At 64.0% G+C, this 20,171-nt stretch carries 2 protein-coding genes (1 of these 2 only partly in view); both read right to left on the reverse strand.

Annotated elements, in window-relative coordinates:
- The gene (locus JOH52_RS34930) at positions 1–1,536 is read right to left on the reverse strand and encodes a hypothetical protein (RefSeq protein ID WP_017266519.1); all 1,536 of its coding nucleotides are present in this window, start codon (positions 1,534–1,536) and stop codon (positions 1–3) included.
- A protein-coding gene (locus JOH52_RS34935; RefSeq protein ID WP_234942956.1) for a non-ribosomal peptide synthetase crosses the window boundary here: on the reverse strand, positions 1,533–20,171 show its 3' portion. 1,698 nt of this gene lie beyond the right edge of the window; 18,639 of the gene's 20,337 nt are visible here — the last part of the coding sequence; its start codon lies beyond the right edge, outside the window; the stop codon is at positions 1,533–1,535. Before JOH52_RS34935 ends, JOH52_RS34930 begins: the two co-directional genes overlap by 4 nt.

Consider the following 20,171-nt stretch of genomic DNA (forward strand, 5'->3'; position numbering starts at 1 on the left):
TCACTCTCTGGTGAGGAAGGCGACTTTTTCCAAGACCAGCAGACTTCGATCGAACAAATGCTTCATGCCTCGTTCGCCTGCGTTGATCGCTTCCACAATCAGGCGTGCACTAAGGCAAAGCCGCAACGCGGCAACCTGGACGCCCTCAAGCTCGCCGCAAGGAACCGGTTGTCCAACTTCGCAACGAACTGACAACATTGAGTCACCGGGCGTCTTGGCTTTCACGGTCGAATCCTGGCACAAATGATCGTAGATCCTCTTGGTCTGCGGGACAGCCACCGGATTTCTCCCCGCACGTCGACATACGTGAAACAGTATAAAAGGAAAAATTGTCGGTAGTTCGTCCCAAGAATTGTGAGTGACGGGCAGATGGCGTTGTAAGGTCGGTTGCTCTAACAGCTGAAAATTAGGCGCATTGTTCAGCCAGGAGGTAACCTCCTTATGAAAGTCAAACACGACGCTTTGGACATCTTCCTCTGAAACACTACGGAAAGCACGCAACTCCACGAGCGCAGCTTCCCACCGCAAAAGTAAACCAAAATTACTGGCTTCCGGGAGTGACTGAGCGCCTGCCCAATTTCGTGGCCAGTCTGCCCGGCAAGACTTCGCTCCTGGTATAGGGTGTAGTGGCCGTTTCTTCAAACGGCACGCCAGCGACTCAGGAACCAAGAGCATTGCCGAAAAGGCTGGACCTCCCAAAAACTTGGATCCAGTAACTATCACCAAGCAGCCGATGGTAAGGTAGGTTTGCAGCGTCTTCGGTGCCAATCGAAATTGAGATGCATCGATGAGAATTTCAACACTATCGCGCCAGCGACGCTTCAAATCCAGCGCCTTGCTCGGAGTTGGAGCCAGTACGCCGGTTTTCGAAACGTCAGTCAACACAATCAAAATACGACTGTACCGCGTTATCGCAGCCGATACTATTGCCTCAAGCTCATCATCGACGGCCGCAATGGGGCGGAGACGGGCACCTTCCATGCGAACTGCTATCGATCTAACATCAATTGGATCGGCTGGATTAACCCTTATTCCACCACTCTCGCGGTGCGGAGAATGCATACCGCCAGCCAGAGCATGACCGATCCCACTCCCCGTCTCCTCCGATTGGACCATAATTGCCAATGTCTTTGCGACGGCGCTTCCTGCGACCAATTTGGAGGCGAGCATGTGAGCGTCGGTGCCAGAAGGGGAAACGATGAGTTCTAGCCCTTGAATATGCTCCAAACCGCATAAGCCAATGAATTCGGTGCGAAGTCTGTCGATCTCTTCTAGATAAAGTTCTTCCGGTGCCCGTCCATGCAAGGTCTGCAATATCCTTTGGCGTAGTTTTTCCGCAGCTGAGAATCCGATGTCAGAAATCGTAGATGCGGTCGCGGAACCAAATGAGAATATTTCCCGGTCGGGAAGTGGTTTACGACCGTACTTATTTGTCATTTGACCAGCATCAAGTTCGATCCGCTCGTCACCCCCCAAGGTTAACAACTCAGCGGTCGAAGGAAGGTGAGTATTCAGGTGGGATAGCCGCTCTGTCATTTGACATCCAGATTTCTGTTCGGGTGGGTAGTCGGCGAATTGTTTAAGGCTGCTGACAGTTGGCGCGCCAAGACCCGCCGGTTTTCCGGAACAGCCATCATCGTCACGTGATCGCCTGGAACGGGCACAGCCTGGATAAACTCCGCGCCCAAAATTCGATCCCAGCCGCGCATTGGTGAACTTGCGTCCGGCCCTGCCGGAAGTCGCGCCCCTCGGCTAAAAGAGTGCTCCAGAGCATAAAATTGGTGCACGCTGACTGGCAGTGATGGCATCTCATACGAATGCACAGCTTGGTGAAATTGCGCGTATCTGATGGCGTCATAGTAGAGATCTGGTCTACCGACGACCGCACCGATTTGTCGCGCTTTCTCAAACAACTGCTCAACGGAACTCTGCCCGGCCGATTGGCGCAGCACCTCGAACCCCTCATCACCCAGCGACTCCAGAGGTTCAAAGATCATTTGCAAAGCGATTTCTGTATCCGTCATCGCAGGCGACATCGCCGGGATTGGCACATCGATGAATGCCATAAATGAAACCGTTTCTTCCAGATTGAGCAGGCGCTCGGCGAGCGCATACGCCAGTACAGCCCCAGAGGAATACCCGGCAAATCGATATGGTCCCCGTGGCTGCACTTTGCGTACTGCGTGCGCTACTTTTGTTGCAATCTCTTCAAGGCTTGCTCGACGAGCTTCCTCAAATGGCGGCCAAGGCAAAGCGTAGACATGGCAATCTATGTCCATCTCTCTGACTAAGCGGAACACATATGAGCAGTCGCCATAACCTGTCGGAACAAAGAAGACTGGCGCTTGCGACCCTATCGTGCGAACCGGTAGCACACCGGGTGTATAATGGGATGAGTCCAACTCGATCTTCGGAGCGAGGTCTTTGAGGATCGGGGCATCAAAAATGCTGCTGGCGCTGACCTTCATCCCAAGGGCTAACGCTTGGGCGAGCACGCGCACCGCCAACAATGAGTGGCCGCCGAGTTCGAAGAAGTTGTCGTGGCGCCCGACCTGCTCGACGCCGAGAAGCTCGGCCCAGATCCCGGCCAGCAGCGTCTCGATCTCGCCCTGCGGCGCCTCGTAGGCCCGACGCGCATAGGCATCGTCGTCGGGGACCGGCAGCGCCTTGCGGTCGAGCTTGCCGTTCACCGTCAGCGGCAGTGCATCCAGCCGCACGAAGGCCGACGGCACCATGTAGTCCGGTAGCAGGCCACCCAGATGCGCCCGCAACGACGCAGCAAGCCCGGCGCCATCGGCTTCGGCCGACCCGTCCGTCGTCTTCGCAACCACATAGGCGACGAGCCGCTTGTCGCCCGCCGCATCCGCGTGCGCCACCACCGCGGCATCGCCGACAAGCTCATGCTCCAGCAGCCGGGCGGCGATCTCGCCCGGCTCGATGCGGAAGCCGCGGATCTTCACCTGGTCGTCATTGCGGCCCAGAAACTCGAGATTGCCGTCCGGCAGGTAGCGCGCCAGGTCGCCGCTCCGGTACATCCGGGCGCCGGCCTTGCCGCTGAACCGATCCGCCAGGAACCGCTCCGCCGTCAGATCCGGACGGTTCAGGTAGCCGCGCGCCACCCCCGCCCCGCCGATATAAAGCTCACCAACCGCCCCAAACGGGACGGGTGCGCCATGACCGTCAAGCACATAAAGCCGCGTGTTCGCAATCGGACGGCCGATCGGCACATACCGGTGAGGCGCCTCAATTCTCGTGTCGGTAAGAAAGGTGGTCGCCCAAATCGTAGTCTCCGTCGGACCATAAAGATTTCTGAGAGATTTTACCCTTCTGCCGAGGTTCGAGGCCAGTTCTGAAGGCAACGCTTCGCCGCCACACAACGCACTTAAATCGGGCGCACCCTCCCAGCCGGCGTCGAAGAGCATACGCCACGCCGCGGGGGTCGCCTGCATCACAGTTATCTTCTGATGGGATAGATACCGCTGTAATCCAATAACACTGGTTCCGTGAGCAACAACGACGTTAGCTCCCACGGCCAGTGGCAGATAGAGTTCCAGCCCCGCAATGTCGAAAGAGATCGTCGTGATCGCGAGGAGTGAATCGCGCTCTGTGAGGCCCGATACATCTAAAAGAGCGCGTAGAACATTGAGAACACTTGCATGCTCGACCATGACGCCCTTAGGCGTGCCGGTGGATCCCGATGTGTAGATGACATAGGCGAGATTGCGGGCTGTCAGGCCGAGGGCATGCGGGTCGGGATCGTCAGCGGACTGGTCGGCCCAAGCGGGCATGGCCGCATCGAGATCGACCGCGCTCAGATCGGCGATTGCCTCGGCGCCCAACGCCGCGCGGCCGGCGGCGTCGCAAAGCAGCAGCCGCGGGCCGGCATCGTCGAGCAACTGCCGCAGCCGTTCGCCGGGATAGGCCGGGTCGAGCGGCACATAGGCGCCGCCGGCCTTGAGGATCGCCAGCAGTCCCACCACCATCGCCGGGCTGCGCTCGACGCAGATCGCCACTGGCTGGTCCGGCCTCACCCCGAGCCCGATCAGATGATGGGCCAGCCGGTTGGCATCGGCATTGAGCGCGCCATAGGAGATCGACTGCTCTTCGAAGACCAGTGCGACCGCGTCGGGCACCCGGCGCACCTGCGCCTCGAACAGCGCATGCACGCAAAGATCCGACGGATAGTCCGCTTCCGTCCGGTTCAACTCCTCCAGCAGGTAGCTGCGCTCCTCAGCCGGAAGAATGTCGAGCTCGCGCACCGGCCTATCGGGCGCTTGCTCCAGCGCGTCGACCAGTTGCTCGAGCGCCCGCTGCATATAGCCGCAGATCCGATCGGCGGAGATCGGTTCGACCGCATCCGCCGTGAGCCCCAGCTCCTGACCAAAATCATCCACCGACAATGTCAGCGGGTAGTTGGTCCGTTCCTCGTCCCCCAGCCATTCCATGCCGGACAGCACGTCGCTTGTTCCCTCGCCGGCCATGGCCGGCGTGTTGTGGCGATAGTTCAGCAGCGCACTGAACAGTGGCGCTGGTGCGGCAATATCGCTGCAGCGTTGCGCCAATGCCAGCGAGGCATGCTCGTGTGAGAGCAATTCGGCCAGACGGGCGTGGGCGATACGCACACTTTCCTCGACCCCGGTCTCATCCAGATCCAGCCGCAACGGCAAGGTATTCATGAACAAGCCCATGGCACGGTCGGCGCCGGCACCCGCATGCATGCGGCCGAACAGCACCGTGCCGAACACCACCTGCTCGCGCCCGCTGCTCAGCGCCACCACCTGGGCCCAGGCCAGATGGCAAAGGCTAGCCAGACTCACCCCCAGCCGCCGCGCCTGGTGGCGCAGCCGATCGTTGAGCGCCTGCGGCAGCATCCGCCGTGCCTCGCGGGATCCGCGGCCGTCGCCGTAGACCTCGCTCAGAGCGAACGGCAGGGTCGGCTCGTCGATGTCGGCCAGCATCTCCCGGAAGAACGCTTCATGCGCTTTGGCATCCATGCCAAGCCGCGCCTGCGCCACCAGGTTGCGGAACGGCTGCGGCGCTGCAAGCTCATGCGCGCGCCCCTGCAGCACGGCCCGGACCTCGGCATGCATCACTTCGGCCGTCGTATGATCGCCGATCAGATGGTGCTGCAACACCAAAAGCAGCCAGCGCCCACTGCCCGGTTCGCGCGCGATCACGAACCGCATCAGCGGCGCCCGGCCAAGGTCGAGACGGTACTGGCGCGGATCGAACCGCCGCCTGAGCTCATCGGCGCCGGAACCATCACAGCCCTCCAGCTCGACCTCGAGCACATCCAAGGCCGCCTTGCGCCAGACAACCTGCGCCGGGCTCGACAGACCCTCCCAGACAAAGGCCGTGCGCAGAATGTCGTGGCGGTCGACCACCTGTTGAACCGCAGCAAGGTAGCGATCGAGCACACCCCGCTCGGCAAAGGCCATCTGCGACATCAGGAGATAGGGGTCACCCTGGGTTGCCAGCAAATGATGGAACAGAATGCCGTCCTGCAGCGGCGACAGGCCATAGATATCCTGGATATTGCCGACGCCGCCGGGCACCGTCGACACGATCCGGTCGATCTCCGGTTGGGTAAGATCGATCAGCGGCAGCATCTGCGGCGTGATCGCCGTACTCTGTTCCGTGATCGGGTTGGCAGGCACCGCCACCTCCCGGTGGCTGCCAAGACTGGCGGCCAGATCGGCAAGCATCGGCTTTGCAAATACGGTGCGAACCTCGACCCCGAGCGACAGCCGCCGCAGACGCTCCATCATTTGAACGGCCAACAATGAGTGGCCGCCGAGCTCGAAGAAGTTGTCGTGGCGCCCGACCTGCTCGACGCCGAGAAGCTCGGCCCAGATCCCGGCCAGCAGCGTCTCGATCTCGCCCTGCGGCGCCTCGTAGGCCCGACGCGCATAGGCATCGTCGTCGGGGACCGGCAGCGCCTTGCGGTCGAGCTTGCCGTTCACCGTCAGCGGCAGTGCATCCAGCCGCACGAAGGCCGACGGCACCATGTAGTCCGGTAGCAGGCCACCCAGATGCGCCCGCAACGACGCAGCAAGCCCGGCGCCATCGGCTTCGGCCGACCCGTCCGTCGTCTTCGCAACCACATAGGCGACGAGCCGCTTGTCGCCCGCCGCATCCGCGTGCGCCACCACCGCGGCATCGCCGACAAGCTCATGCTCCAGCAGCCGGGCGGCGATCTCGCCCGGCTCGATGCGGAAGCCGCGGATCTTCACCTGGTCGTCATTGCGGCCCAGAAACTCGAGATTGCCGTCCGGCAGGTAGCGCGCCAGGTCGCCGCTCCGGTACATCCGGGCGCCGGCCTTGCCGCTGAACGGATCCGCCAGGAACCGCTCCGCCGTCAGATCCGGACGGTTCAGGTAGCCGCGCGCCACCCCCGCCCCGCCGATATAAAGCTCACCAACCGCCCCAAACGGAACCGGCTGACCATGGCCGTCAAGCACATAAAGCCGCGTGTTCGCAATCGGACGGCCGATATGTGGCACAGCGTCACTGAAGAGCTGTCCCGACGTTGCCACCACAGTAACTTCCGTAGGACCATAGTTGTTTATTAACTTGAGAGGCGACGGTAGCCGGGAAGGCACACGCTGCAGACGATCACCGCCAATAAGCAAGTACTCCAACAAGGGAGTTACCAGCTCGCCTTCCAATGCCGTTGCAGCCAGCGGCGTGACTAAAAAGGCGGCGTCCAGTGGTTGATCACGCCACCATTGCAGGAGAAGCAGAGGATCTCCTGCTGCCGGTCTGGGTGGGAGCAGCAATGTGCTGCGATTGTATAATGCAGACCATAACTCCCAAGCGCTGGCATCGAATGCCACTCCAGCCGTGAGTGTGCAGCAGGTTTCTGGTTGCGGACAAAATGTTTGCACATGCCATGCTGTGAGATTGACCAGGCTTTGATGCTCGACCATGACGCCCTTAGGCGTGCCGGTGGATCCCGATGTGTAGATGACATAGGCGAGATTGCGGGCTGTCAGGCCGAGGGCATGCGGGTCGGGATCGTCAGCGGACTGGTCGGCCCAGGCGGGCATGGCCGTATCGAGATCGACCGCGCTCAGATCGGCGATTGCCTCGGCGCCCAACGCCGCGCGACCGGCGGCGTCGCAAAGCAGCAGCCGCGGGCCGGCATCGTCGAGCAACTGCCGCAGCCGTTCGCCGGGATAGGCCGGGTCGAGCGGCACATAGGCGCCGCCGGCCTTGAGGATCGCCAGCAGTCCCACCACCATCGCCGGGCTGCGCTCGACGCAGATCGCCACTGGCTGGTCCGGCCTCACCCCGAGCCCGATCAGATGATGGGCCAGCCGGTTGGCATCGGCATTGAGCGCGCCATAGGAGATCGACTGCTCTTCGAAGACCAGTGCGACCGCGTCGGGCACCCGGCGCACCTGCGCCTCGAACAGCGCATGCACGCAAAGATCCGACGGATAGTCCGCTTCCGTCCGGTTCAACTCCTCCAGCAGGTAGCTGCGCTCCTCAGCCGGAAGAATGTCGAGCTCGCGCACCGGCCTATCGGGCGCTCGCTCCAGCGCGTCGACCAGTTGCTCGAGCGCCCGCTGCATATAGCCGCAGATCCGATCGGCGGAGATCGGTTCGACCGCATCCGCCGTGAGCCCCAGCTCCTGACCAAAATCATCCACCGACAATGTCAGCGGGTAGTTGGTCCGTTCCTCGCCCCCCAGCCATTCCATGCCGGACAGCACGTCGCTTGTTCCCTCGCCGGCCATGGCCGGCGTGTTGTGGCGATAGTTCAGCAGCGCACTGAACAGTGGCGCTGGTGCGGCAATATCGCTGCAGCGTTGCGCCAATGCCAGCGAGGCATGCTCGTGTGAGAGCAATTCGGCCAGACGGGCGTGGGCGATACGCACACTTTCCTCGACCCCGGTCTCATCCAGATCCAGCCGCAACGGCAAGGTATTCATGAACAAGCCCATGGCACGGTCGGCGCCGGCACCCGCATGCATGCGGCCGAACAGCACCGTGCCGAACACCACCTGCTCGCGCCCGCTGCTCAGCGCCACCACCTGGGCCCAGGCCAGATGGCAAAGGCTAGCCAGACTCACCCCCAGCCGCCGCGCCTGGTGGCGCAGCCGATCGTTGAGCGCCTGCGGCAGCATCCGCCGTGCCTCGCGGGATCCGCGGCCGTCGCCGTAGACCTCGCTCAGAGCGAACGGCAGGGTCGGCTCGTCGATGTCGGCCAGCATCTCCCGGAAGAACGCTTCATGCGCTTTGGCATCCATGCCAAGCCGCGCCTGCGCCACCAGGTTGCGGAACGGCTGCGGCGCTGCAAGCTCATGCGCGCGCCCCTGCAGCACGGCCCGGACCTCGGCATGCATCACTTCGGCCGTCGTATGATCGCCGATCAGATGGTGCTGCAACACCAAAAGCAGCCAGCGCCCACTGCCCGGTTCGCGCGCGATCACGAACCGCATCAGCGGCGCCCGGCCAAGGTCGAGACGGTACTGGCGCGGATCGAACCGCCGCCTGAGCTCATCGGCGCCGGAACCATCACAGCCCTCCAGCTCGACCTCGAGCACATCCAAGGCCGCCTTGCGCCAGACAACCTGCGCCGGGCTCGACAGACCCTCCCAGACAAAGGCCGTGCGCAGAATGTCGTGGCGGTCGACCACCTGTTGAACCGCAGCAAGGTAGCGATCGAGCACACCCCGCTCGGCAAAGGCCATCTGCGACATCAGGAGATAGGGGTCACCCTGGGTTGCCAGCAAATGATGGAACAGAATGCCGTCCTGCAGCGGCGACAGGCCATAGATATCCTGGATATTGCCGACGCCGCCGGGCACCGTCGACACGATCCGGTCGATCTCCGGTTGGGTAAGATCGATCAGCGGCAGCATCTGCGGCGTGATCGCCGTACTCTGTTCCGTGATCGGGTTGGCAGGCACCGCCACCTCCCGGTGGCTGCCAAGACTGGCGGCCAGATCGGCAAGCATCGGCTTTGCAAATACGGTGCGAACCTCGACCCCGAGCGACAGCCGCCGCAGACGCTCCATCATTTGAACGGCCAACAATGAGTGGCCGCCGAGTTCGAAGAAGTTGTCGTGGCGCCCGACCTGCTCGACGCCGAGAAGCTCGGCCCAGATCCCGGCCAGCAGCGTCTCGATCTCGCCCTGCGGCGCCTCGTAGGCCCGACGCGCATAGGCATCGTCGTCGGGGACCGGCAGCGCCTTGCGATCGAGCTTGCCGTTCACCGTCAGCGGCAGTGCATCCAGCCGCACGAAGGCCGACGGCACCATGTAGTCCGGTAGCAGGCCACCCAGATGCGCCCGCAACGACGCAGCAAGCCCGGCGCCATCGGCTTCGGCCGACCCGTCCGTCGTCTTCGCAACCACATAGGCGACGAGCCGCTTGTCGCCCGCCGCATCCGCGTGCGCCACCACCGCGGCATCGCCGACAAGCTCATGCTCCAGCAGCCGGGCGGCGATCTCGCCCGGCTCGATGCGGAAGCCGCGGATCTTCACCTGGTCGTCATTGCGGCCCAGAAACTCGAGATTGCCGTCCGGCAGGTAGCGCGCCAGGTCGCCGCTCCGGTACATCCGGGCGCCGGCCTTGCCGCTGAACCGATCCGCCAGGAACCGCTCCGCCGTCAGATCCGGACGGTTCAGGTAGCCGCGCGCCACCCCCGCCCCGCCGATATAAAGCTCACCAACCGCCCCAAACGGAACCGGCTGACCATGGCCGTCAAGCACATAAAGCCGCGTGTTCGCAATCGGACGGCCGATCGGCACATTCGTCGATGCGGAAAGATCTGCAGGGATGTCATGGAAAGCACAACCGACAACCGCTTCCGTCGGGCCATACTCGTTGACCATTCTAGCCGCCGGCTGGATCTGACGCCATAGCTCGACCGTCGAAGACGACAATGCCTCACCGCCAATGACGAGCACCTCCACCTGACTGGCATCTCCAGCCGACTGCAGTTGCTGTCCAAGAACATCCAGATGGCTCGGGGTGACATTGACCAGCCCGCACGGTGTGCCGACCCTTGACCTGATCCCCTCGACCTCGTCCCCCTCTTTCGTAAGCAATGCATGGCCGCCAGAGACCAAAGGCGCAAACAGGCTGTTGACCGTGGCATCGAAGGCGAGCGAAGAGGAGACGACGGATGAGGATATGGGAGCGTAGCTCTCACGAGCCCAGCTTAGATAATTGGTCATCCCGCGATGCTCGACCATGACGCCCTTAGGCGTGCCGGTGGATCCCGATGTGTAGATGACATAGGCGAGATTGCGGGCTGTCAGGCCGAGGGCATGCGGGTCGGGATCGTCAGCGGACTGGTCGGCCCAGGCGGGCATGGCCGTATCGAGATCGACCGCGCTCAGATCGGCGATTGCCTCGGCGCCCAACGCCGCGCGACCGGCGGCGTCGCAAAGCAGCAGCCGCGGGCCGGCATCGTCGAGCAACTGCCGCAGCCGTTCGCCGGGATAGGCCGGGTCGAGCGGCACATAGGCGCCGCCGGCCTTGAGGATCGCCAGCAGTCCCACCACCATCGCCGGGCTGCGCTCGACGCAGATCGCCACTGGCTGGTCCGGCCTCACCCCGAGCCCGATCAGATGATGGGCCAGCCGGTTGGCATCGGCATTGAGCGCGCCATAGGAGATCGACTGCTCTTCGAAGACCAGTGCGACCGCGTCGGGCACCCGGCGCACCTGCGCCTCGAACAGCGCATGCACGCAAAGATCCGACGGATAGTCCGCTTCCGTCCGGTTCAACTCCTCCAGCAGGTAGCTGCGCTCGTCGGGAGGCAGGATGTCCAGCTCGGACACCGGCTGCTCGGCATCGGCAAGCATCGCCCGCAGCAGCGCCAGCAGATAACCACATTGCCGCTCGATCGTCGCCCGGTCGAACAACGCCGTCGCATAACCGAGAGTCCCGGCGATGGCCTCGCCCTGCTCTCCCAGGTTCAGTTCCAGATCGAACTTGACCTGATCGAGCCCCTCGCCCGCAGCCTCCACCTGCAGCCCCGGCAGGTCCAATGACCCGCCGGTGTTGTTCTGCCAGGCCAGTCCCACCTGGAACAACGGCGTGTGACCGAGAGCCCGGGGCGGCTGGACGATCTCCACCACCTGCTCGAACGGCAGGTCCTGATGATCCTGCGCAGTCAAGGCCGCGCGCCGCGCCCGTTCCAGGAGATCGGACACGCTCGGCTCGCCCGACAGATCGATTCGAACCGCCAGGGTGTTGACGAAGAAACCGATTAGATCCTCGATCTCGCGGCGACGACGATTGGCCGTCGGCACACCGATCACGATATCGTCCTGCCCGGACAGGCGCGACAGCACCGCAGCCCAGGCCGCCAGCACTGTCATGAACAACGTCGTGCCATGCTGCCGGCTCAGCCGCTTGAGCCCGCGCGTCAGAGCCTCATCGATGATAACCGGCACGCTGGCTCCGGCAAACGACTGCTGTGCCGGCCGCGGCCGGTCCGTCGGCAGCGCCAGACGGGCCGGGGCGCCAGACAGGGTGTCGCGCCAATACTGCGCCTGACGCTGCAGCCGCTCGCCGGACAACCATTGCCGTTGCCAGGCGGCATAATCCGGATACTGGATCGCCAGCGGCGGCAAAGGATCGTCCTCTCCAGCCTCAAACGCGCGGTAAAGGCTGCTGAGCTCGCGCACCAGCACCCCCATCGACCAGCCGTCCGAGACTATGTGATGCTGCGTCAGCAGAAAGACGTGCTCCTCATCCGCCAGCCGGATCAGCCGGCCGCGGATCAGCGGCTCGCGCGCCAGATCGAACGGCGTGCGCGCCTCTTCTTGGCACAGATCCAAAAGCGCGGCTTGCGCATCCGGCCTGTCCCGCAGATCGTGCTCGACCACCGGCAATCCCCTGTCCCCGGACAAAATCTGGACCTGCGGGTCATCCTCTCCGGCGACGAACGTGCAGCGCAGCGCCTCGTGACGGGCAAACAGGCGGTCAAGGCTGCGCCGCCAGGCGACACGGTCGAGTCTGCCCTGCAGTCGCCACCCCAGGGGAATGTTATAGTTCGTGCTGTCTTCGTCCAACTGTGCCAAGAACCAGAGACGCTGCTGCGAATAGGACAGCGGAAGCGCACCATCACGTCCGACTGGCATGATGACCGGTGCTGTCTGCGCACCAGAACCGTTCAGCACTTCGCCAACACTTAGCGCCAAATCGGCCAATGTTGGCTTGGCGAACAGGATCGCCAGCGGCAGCTCCACTGCCAAGGCCTCGGTCAGCCGGACGAGCACGCGCACCGCCAACAATGAGTGGCCGCCGAGCTCGAAGAAGTTGTCGTGGCGCCCGACCTGCTCGACGCCGAGAAGCTCGGCCCAGATCCCGGCCAGCAGCGTCTCGATCTCGCCCTGCGGCGCCTCGTAGGCCCGACGCGCATAGGCATCGTCGTCGGGGACCGGCAGCGCCTTGCGGTCGAGCTTGCCGTTCACCGTCAGCGGCAGTGCATCCAGCCGCACGAAGGCCGACGGCACCATGTAGTCCGGTAGCAGGCCACCCAGATGCGCCCGCAACGACGCAGCAAGCCCGGCGCCATCGGCTTCGGCCGACCCGTCCGTCGTCTTCGCAACCACATAGGCGACGAGCCGCTTGTCGCCCGCCGCATCCGCGTGCGCCACCACCGCGGCATCGCCGACAAGCTCATGCTCCAGCAGCCGGGCGGCGATCTCGCCCGGCTCGATGCGGAAGCCGCGGATCTTCACCTGGTCGTCATTGCGGCCCAGAAACTCGAGATTGCCGTCCGGCAGGTAGCGCGCCAGGTCGCCGCTCCGGTACATCCGGGCGCCGGCCTTGCCGCTGAACGGATCCGCCAGGAACCGCTCCGCCGTCAGATCCGGACGGTTCAGGTAGCCGCGCGCCACCCCCGCCCCGCCGATATAAAGCTCACCAACCGCCCCAAACGGAACCGGCTGACCATGGCCGTCAAGCACATAAAGCCGCGTGTTCGCAATCGGACGGCCGATCGGCACATTCGTCGATGCGGAAAGATCTGCAGGGATGTCATGGAAAGCACAACCGACAACCGCTTCCGTCGGGCCATACTCGTTGACCATTCTAGCCGCCGGCTGGATCTGACGCCATAGCTCGACCGTCGAAGACGACAATGCCTCACCGCCAATGACGAGCACCTCCACCTGACTGGCATCTCCAGCCGACTGCAGTTGCTGTCCAAGAACATCCAGATGGCTCGGGGTGATTTTGACCAGGCTGCGGCCTAAGCCAAGCTCTACCTTAAGGTTTTCGGTTTCATTTCGGTTGGATATGAGATGTTCCTGCGCACCACAGATTAGAGGCGCGAACAGGCTGGTAATCGTGGCATCGAAGGCGAGCGAAGAGGAGACGACGGATGAGGATATGGGAGCGTAGCTCTCACGAGCCCAGCTTAGATAATTGGTCATCCCGCGATGCTCGACCATGACGCCCTTAGGCGTGCCGGTGGATCCCGATGTGTAGATGACATAGGCGAGATTGCGGGCTGTCAGGCCGAGGGCATGCGGGTCGGGATCGTCAGCGGACTGGTCGGCCCAGGCGGGCATGGCTGCATCGAGATCGACCGCGCTCAGATCGTCGATTGCCTCGGCGCCCAACGCCGCGCGGCCGGCGGCGTCGCAAAGCAGCAGCCGCGGGCCGGCATCGTCGAGCAACTGCCGCAGCCGTTCGCCGGGATAGGCCGGGTCGAGCGGCACATAGGCGCCGCCGGCCTTGAGGATCGCCAGCAGTCCCACCACCATCGCCGGGCTGCGCTCGACGCAGATCGCCACTGGCTGGTCCGGCCTCACCCCGAGCCCGATCAGATGATGGGCCAGCCGGTTGGCATCGGCATTGAGCGCGCCATAGGAGATCGACTGCTCTTCGAAGACCAGTGCGACCGCGTCGGGCACCCGGCGCACCTGCGCCTCGAACAGCGCATGCACGCAAAGATCCGACGGATAGTCCGCTTCCGTCCGGTTCAACTCCTCCAGCAGGTAGCTGCGCTCGTCGGGAGGCAGGATGTCCAGCTCGGACACCGGCTGCTCGGCATCGGCAAGCATCGCCCGCAGCAGCGCCAGCAGATAACCACATTGCCGCTCGATCGTCGCCCGGTCGAACAACGCCGTCGCATAACCGAGAGTCCCGGCGATGGCCTCGCCCTGCTCTCCCAGGTTCAGTTCCAGATCGAACTTGACCTGATCGAGCCCCTCGCCCGCAGCCTCCACCTGCAGCCCCGGCAGGTCCAATGACCCGCCGGTGTTGTTCTGCCAGGCCAGTCCCACCTGGAACAACGGCGTGTGACCGAGAGCCCGGGGCGGCTGGACGATCTCCACCACCTGCTCGAACGGCAGGTCCTGATGATCCTGCGCAGTCAAGGCCGCGCGCCGCGCCCGTTCCAGGAGATCGGACACGCTCGGCTCGCCCGACAGATCGATTCGAACCGCCAGGGTGTTGACGAAGAAACCGATTAGATCCTCGATCTCGCGGCGACGACGATTGGCCGTCGGCACACCGATCACGATATCGTCCTGCCCGGACAGGCGCGACAGCACCGCAGCCCAGGCCGCCAGCACTGTCATGAACAACGTCGTGCCATGCTGCCGGCTCAGCCGCTTGAGCCCGCGCGTCAGAGCCTCATCGATGATAACCGGCACGCTGGCTCCGGCAAACGACTGCTGTGCCGGCCGCGGCCGGTCCGTCGGCAGCGCCAGACGGGCCGGGGCGCCAGACAGGGTGTCGCGCCAATACTGCGCCTGACGCTGCAGCCGCTCGCCGGACAACCATTGCCGTTGCCAGGCGGCATAATCCGGATACTGGATCGCCAGCGGCGGCAAAGGATCGTCCTCTCCAGCCTCAAACGCGCGGTAAAGGCTGCTGAGCTCGCGCACCAGCACCCCCATCGACCAGCCGTCCGAGACTATGTGATGCTGCGTCAGCAGAAAGACGTGCTCCTCATCCGCCAGCCGGATCAGCCGGCCGCGGATCAGCGGCTCGCGCGCCAGATCGAACGGCGTGCGCGCCTCTTCTTGGCACAGATCCAAAAGCGCGGCTTGCGCATCCGGCCTGTCCCGCAGATCGTGCTCGACCACCGGCAATCCCCTGTCCCCGGACAAAATCTGGACCTGCGGGTCATCCTCTCCGGCGACGAACGTGCAGCGCAGCGCCTCGTGACGGGCAAACAGGCGGTCAAGGCTGCGCCGCCAGGCGACACGGTCGAGTCTGCCCTGCAGTCGCCACCCCAGGGGAATGTTATAGTTCGTGCTGTCTTCGTCCAACTGTGCCAAGAACCAGAGACGCTGCTGCGAATAGGACAGCGGAAGCGCACCATCACGTCCGACTGGCATGATGACCGGTGCTGTCTGCGCACCAGAACCGTTCAGCACTTCGCCAACACTTAGCGCCAAATCGGCCAATGTTGGCTTGGCGAACAGGATCGCCAGCGGCAGCTCCACTGCCAAGGCCTCGGTCAGCCGGACGAGCACGCGCACCGCCAACAATGAGTGGCCGCCGAGCTCGAAGAAGTTGTCGTGGCGCCCGACCTGCTCGACGCCGAGAAGCTCGGCCCAGATCCCGGCCAGCAGCGTCTCGATCTCGCCCTGCGGCGCCTCGTAGGCCCGACGCGCATAGGCATCGTCGTCGGGGACCGGCAGCGCCTTGCGATCGAGCTTGCCGTTCACCGTCAGCGGCAGTGCATCCAGCCGCACGAAGGCCGACGGCACCATGTAGTCCGGTAGCAGGCCACCCAGATGCGCCCGCAACGACGCAGCAAGCCCGGCGCCATCGGCTTCGGCCGACCCGTCCGTCGTCTTCGCAACCACATAGGCGACGAGCCGCTTGTCGCCCGCCGCATCCGCGTGCGCCACCACCGCGGCATCGCCGACAAGCTCATGCTCCAGCAGCCGGGCGGCGATCTCGCCCGGCTCGATGCGGAAGCCGCGGATCTTCACCTGGTCGTCATTGCGGCCCAGAAACTCGAGATTGCCGTCCGGCAGGTAGCGCGCCAGGTCGCCGCTCCGGTACATCCGGGCGCCGGCCTTGCCGCTGAACGGATCCGCCAGGAACCGCTCCGCCGTCAGATCCGGACGGTTCAGGTAGCCGCGCGCCACCCCCGCCCCGCCGATATAAAGCTCACCAACCGCCCCAAACGGAACCGGCTGACCATGGCCGTCCAGCAGATAGATCCGCGTGTTCGAGATCGGACGCCCGATCGTTTCGACAACAGCCTGTCCCCTCGGCATGCAAATCCAAGTCGAGTACGTCGTTGTCTCCGAAGGGGCGTACAGATTGCAAATCTTCTGGACGCGCGTGCTCTCGAATATCCTCTCGATTAGGTCTGCCTTCACCCGCTCGCCCGCCAAATTGATGACGCTTGCCGATGCCGGCACGGCTTTCTGGTTGACCAGAGCGGTGATCGCCGAGGGGACCGTGTTGATCAAGGAGGCATCCACGGGCGTTCGGGCCAGCTTCAGTGCATCCTCGACGAGGTACAGCTTGCTTCCCTGCGAAAGCGGAAGGAAACACTCGTAAACGGACAGATCAAAACAGACCGAGGTCGAGAACAGCGTGCGCCTGATCTCTGATTCGGCAAACACGCCGCCACTCCAATGCAGCAGGTTCACTGTGTTCCGATGCTCGACCATGACGCCCTTAGGCGTGCCGGTGGATCCCGATGTGTAGATGACATAGGCGAGATTGCGGGCTGTCAGGCCGAGGGCATGCGGGTCGGGATCGTCAGCGGACTGGTCGGCCCAGGCGGGCATGGCCGTATCGAGATCGACCGCGCTCAGATCGGCGATTGCCTCGGCGCCCAACGCCGCGCGACCGGCGGCGTCGCAAAGCAGCAGCCGCGGGCCGGCATCGTCGAGCAACTGCCGCAGCCGTTCGCCGGGATAGGCCGGGTCGAGCGGCACATAGGCGCCGCCGGCCTTGAGGATCGCCAGCAGTCCCACCACCATCGCCGGGCTGCGCTCGACGCAGATCGCCACTGGCTGGTCCGGCCTCACCCCGAGCCCGATCAGATGATGGGCCAGCCGGTTGGCATCGGCATTGAGCGCGCCATAGGAGATCGACTGCTCTTCGAAGACCAGTGCGACCGCGTCGGGCACCCGGCGCACCTGCGCCTCGAACAGCGCATGCACGCAAAGATCCGACGGATAGTCCGCTTCCGTCCGGTTCAACTCCTCCAGCAGGTAGCTGCGCTCGTCGGGAGGCAGGATGTCCAGCTCGGACACCGGCTGCTCGGCATCGGCAAGCATCGCCCGCAGCAGCGCCAGCAGATAACCACATTGCCGCTCGATCGTCGCCCGGTCGAACAACGCCGTCGCATAACCGAGAGTCCCGGCGATGGCCTCGCCCTGCTCTCCCAGGTTCAGTTCCAGATCGAACTTGACCTGATCGAGCCCCTCGCCCGCAGCCTCCACCTGCAGCCCCGGCAGGTCCAATGACCCGCCGGTGTTGTTCTGCCAGGCCAGTCCCACCTGGAACAACGGCGTGTGACCGAGAGCCCGGGGCGGCTGGACGATCTCCACCACCTGCTCGAACGGCAGGTCCTGATGATCCTGCGCAGTCAAGGCCGCGCGCCGCGCCCGTTCCAGGAGATCGGACACGCTCGGCTCGCCCGACAGATCGATTCGAACCGCCAGGGTGTTGACGAAGAAACCGATTAGATCCTCGATCTCGCGGCGACGACGATTGGCCGTCGGCACACCGATCACGATATCGTCCTGCCCGGACAGGCGCGACAGCACCGCAGCCCAGGCCGCCAGCACTGTCATGAACAACGTCGTGCCATGCTGCCGGCTCAGCCGCTTGAGCCCGCGCGTCAGAGCCTCATCGATGATAACCGGCACGCTGGCTCCGGCAAACGACTGCTGTGCCGGCCGCGGCCGGTCCGTCGGCAGCGCCAGACGGGCCGGGGCGCCAGACAGGGTGTCGCGCCAATACTGCGCCTGACGCTGCAGCCGCTCGCCGGACAACCATTGCCGTTGCCAGGCGGCATAATCCGGATACTGGATCGCCAGCGGCGGCAAAGGATCGTCCTCTCCAGCCTCAAACGCGCGGTAAAGGCTGCTGAGCTCGCGCACCAGCACCCCCATCGACCAGCCGTCCGAGACTATGTGATGCTGCGTCAGCAGAAAGACGTGCTCCTCATCCGCCAGCCGGATCAGCCGGCCGCGGATCAGCGGCTCGCGCGCCAGATCGAACGGCGTGCGCGCCTCTTCTTGGCACAGATCCAAAAGCGCGGCTTGCGCATCCGGCCTGTCCCGCAGATCGTGCTCGACCACCGGCAATCCCCTGTCCCCGGACAAAATCTGGACCTGCGGGTCATCCTCTCCGGCGACGAACGTGCAGCGCAGCGCCTCGTGACGGGCAAACAGGCGGTCAAGGCTGCGCCGCCAGGCGACACGGTCGAGTCTGCCCTGCAGTCGCCACCCCAGGGGAATGTTATAGTTCGTGCTGTCTTCGTCCAACTGTGCCAAGAACCAGAGACGCTGCTGCGAATAGGACAGCGGAAGCGCACCATCACGTCCGACTGGCATGATGACCGGTGCTGTCTGCGCACCAGAACCGTTCAGCACTTCGCCAACACTTAGCGCCAAATCGGCCAATGTTGGCTTGGCGAACAGGATCGCCAGCGGCAGCTCCACTGCCAAGGCCTCGGTCAGCCGGACGAGCACGCGCACCGCCAACAATGAGTGGCCGCCGAGCTCGAAGAAGTTGTCGTGGCGCCCGACCTGCTCGACGCCGAGAAGCTCGGCCCAGATCCCGGCCAGCAGCGTCTCGATCTCGCCCTGCGGCGCCTCGTAGGCCCGACGCGCATAGGCATCGTCGTCGGGGACCGGCAGCGCCTTGCGGTCGAGCTTGCCGTTCACCGTCAGCGGCAGTGCATCCAGCCGCACGAAGGCCGACGGCACCATGTAGTCCGGTAGCAGGCCACCCAGATGCGCCCGCAACGACGCAGCAAGCCCGGCGCCATCGGCTTCGGCCGACCCGTCCGTCGTCTTCGCAACCACATAGGCGACGAGCCGCTTGTCGCCCGCCGCATCCGCGTGCGCCACCACCGCGGCATCGCCGACAAGCTCATGCTCCAGCAGCCGGGCGGCGATCTCGCCCGGCTCGATGCGGAAGCCGCGGATCTTCACCTGGTCGTCATTGCGGCCCAGAAACTCGAGATTGCCGTCCGGCAGGTAGCGCGCCAGGTCGCCGCTCCGGTACATCCGGGCGCCGGCCTTGCCGCTGAACGGATCCGCCAGGAACCGCTCCGCCGTCAGATCCGGACGGTTCAGGTAGCCGCGCGCCACCCCCGCCCCGCCGATATAAAGCTCACCAACCGCCCCAAACGGAACCGGCTGACCATGACCGTCCAGAAGATAGATCCGAAGATCCGGAATCCGTTCGCCGATCGGACCGCATGAGCTGGACGTATCAGACTTGTTAAGAAGCCGATAGGTCACATGCACAGTCGTCTCTGTGATGCCGTACATGTTGATCAGCCGTGGGGCATGCTCACAATGCCGTTCGAACCACGGCTTAAGAGAGGAAGGCTCCAGGGCCTCGCCTCCAAAAATCAAATAGCGAAGCTGGTTGCGAACTCCACTCTCACGCTCGGCTTCGATCAGAGCTTTAAACGCCGAGGGCGTCTGGTTGAGCACCGTGGCGCTTGACTTGCAAACCAGCGTATAAAAGTCGGGAGCAGAGCGAGCTATATGCTCCGGTACGAGAACCAGACGGCCACCACAGTGGAGCGCTCCCCACAACTCCCAAACCGAGAAGTCGAATGAGAAAGAATGAAACAGGCACCAGACATCGCGCTCGTTGAAATCGTACCAGCTCCGCGTCGCCTCAAACAAACGGACAATTTGCGCATGCTCGACCATGACGCCCTTAGGCGTGCCGGTGGATCCCGATGTGTAGATGACATAGGCGAGATTGCGGGCTGTCAGGCCGAGGGCATGCGGGTCGGGATCGTCAGCGGACTGGTCGGCCCAGGCGGGCGTGGCCGCATCGAGATCGACCGCGCTCAGATCGTCGATTGCCTCGGCGCCCAACGCCGCGCGGCCGGCGGCGTCGCAAAGCAGCAGCCGCGGGCCGGCATCGTCGAGCAACTGCCGCAGCCGTTCGCCGGGATAGGCCGGGTCGAGCGGCACATAGGCGCCGCCGGCCTTGAGGATCGCCAGCAGTCCCACCACCAT

The sequence above is a fragment of the Sinorhizobium meliloti genome, assembly GCF_017876815.1.
Taxonomy (GTDB): Bacteria; Pseudomonadota; Alphaproteobacteria; order Rhizobiales; family Rhizobiaceae; genus Sinorhizobium; species Sinorhizobium meliloti.

Bases quoted from the DNA above. Each gene is read 5' to 3' on its own strand.
- JOH52_RS34930 (WP_017266519.1), bottom strand. From the start codon at position 1,536: ATGACAGAGCGGCTATCCCACCTGAATACTCACCTTCCTTCGACCGCT.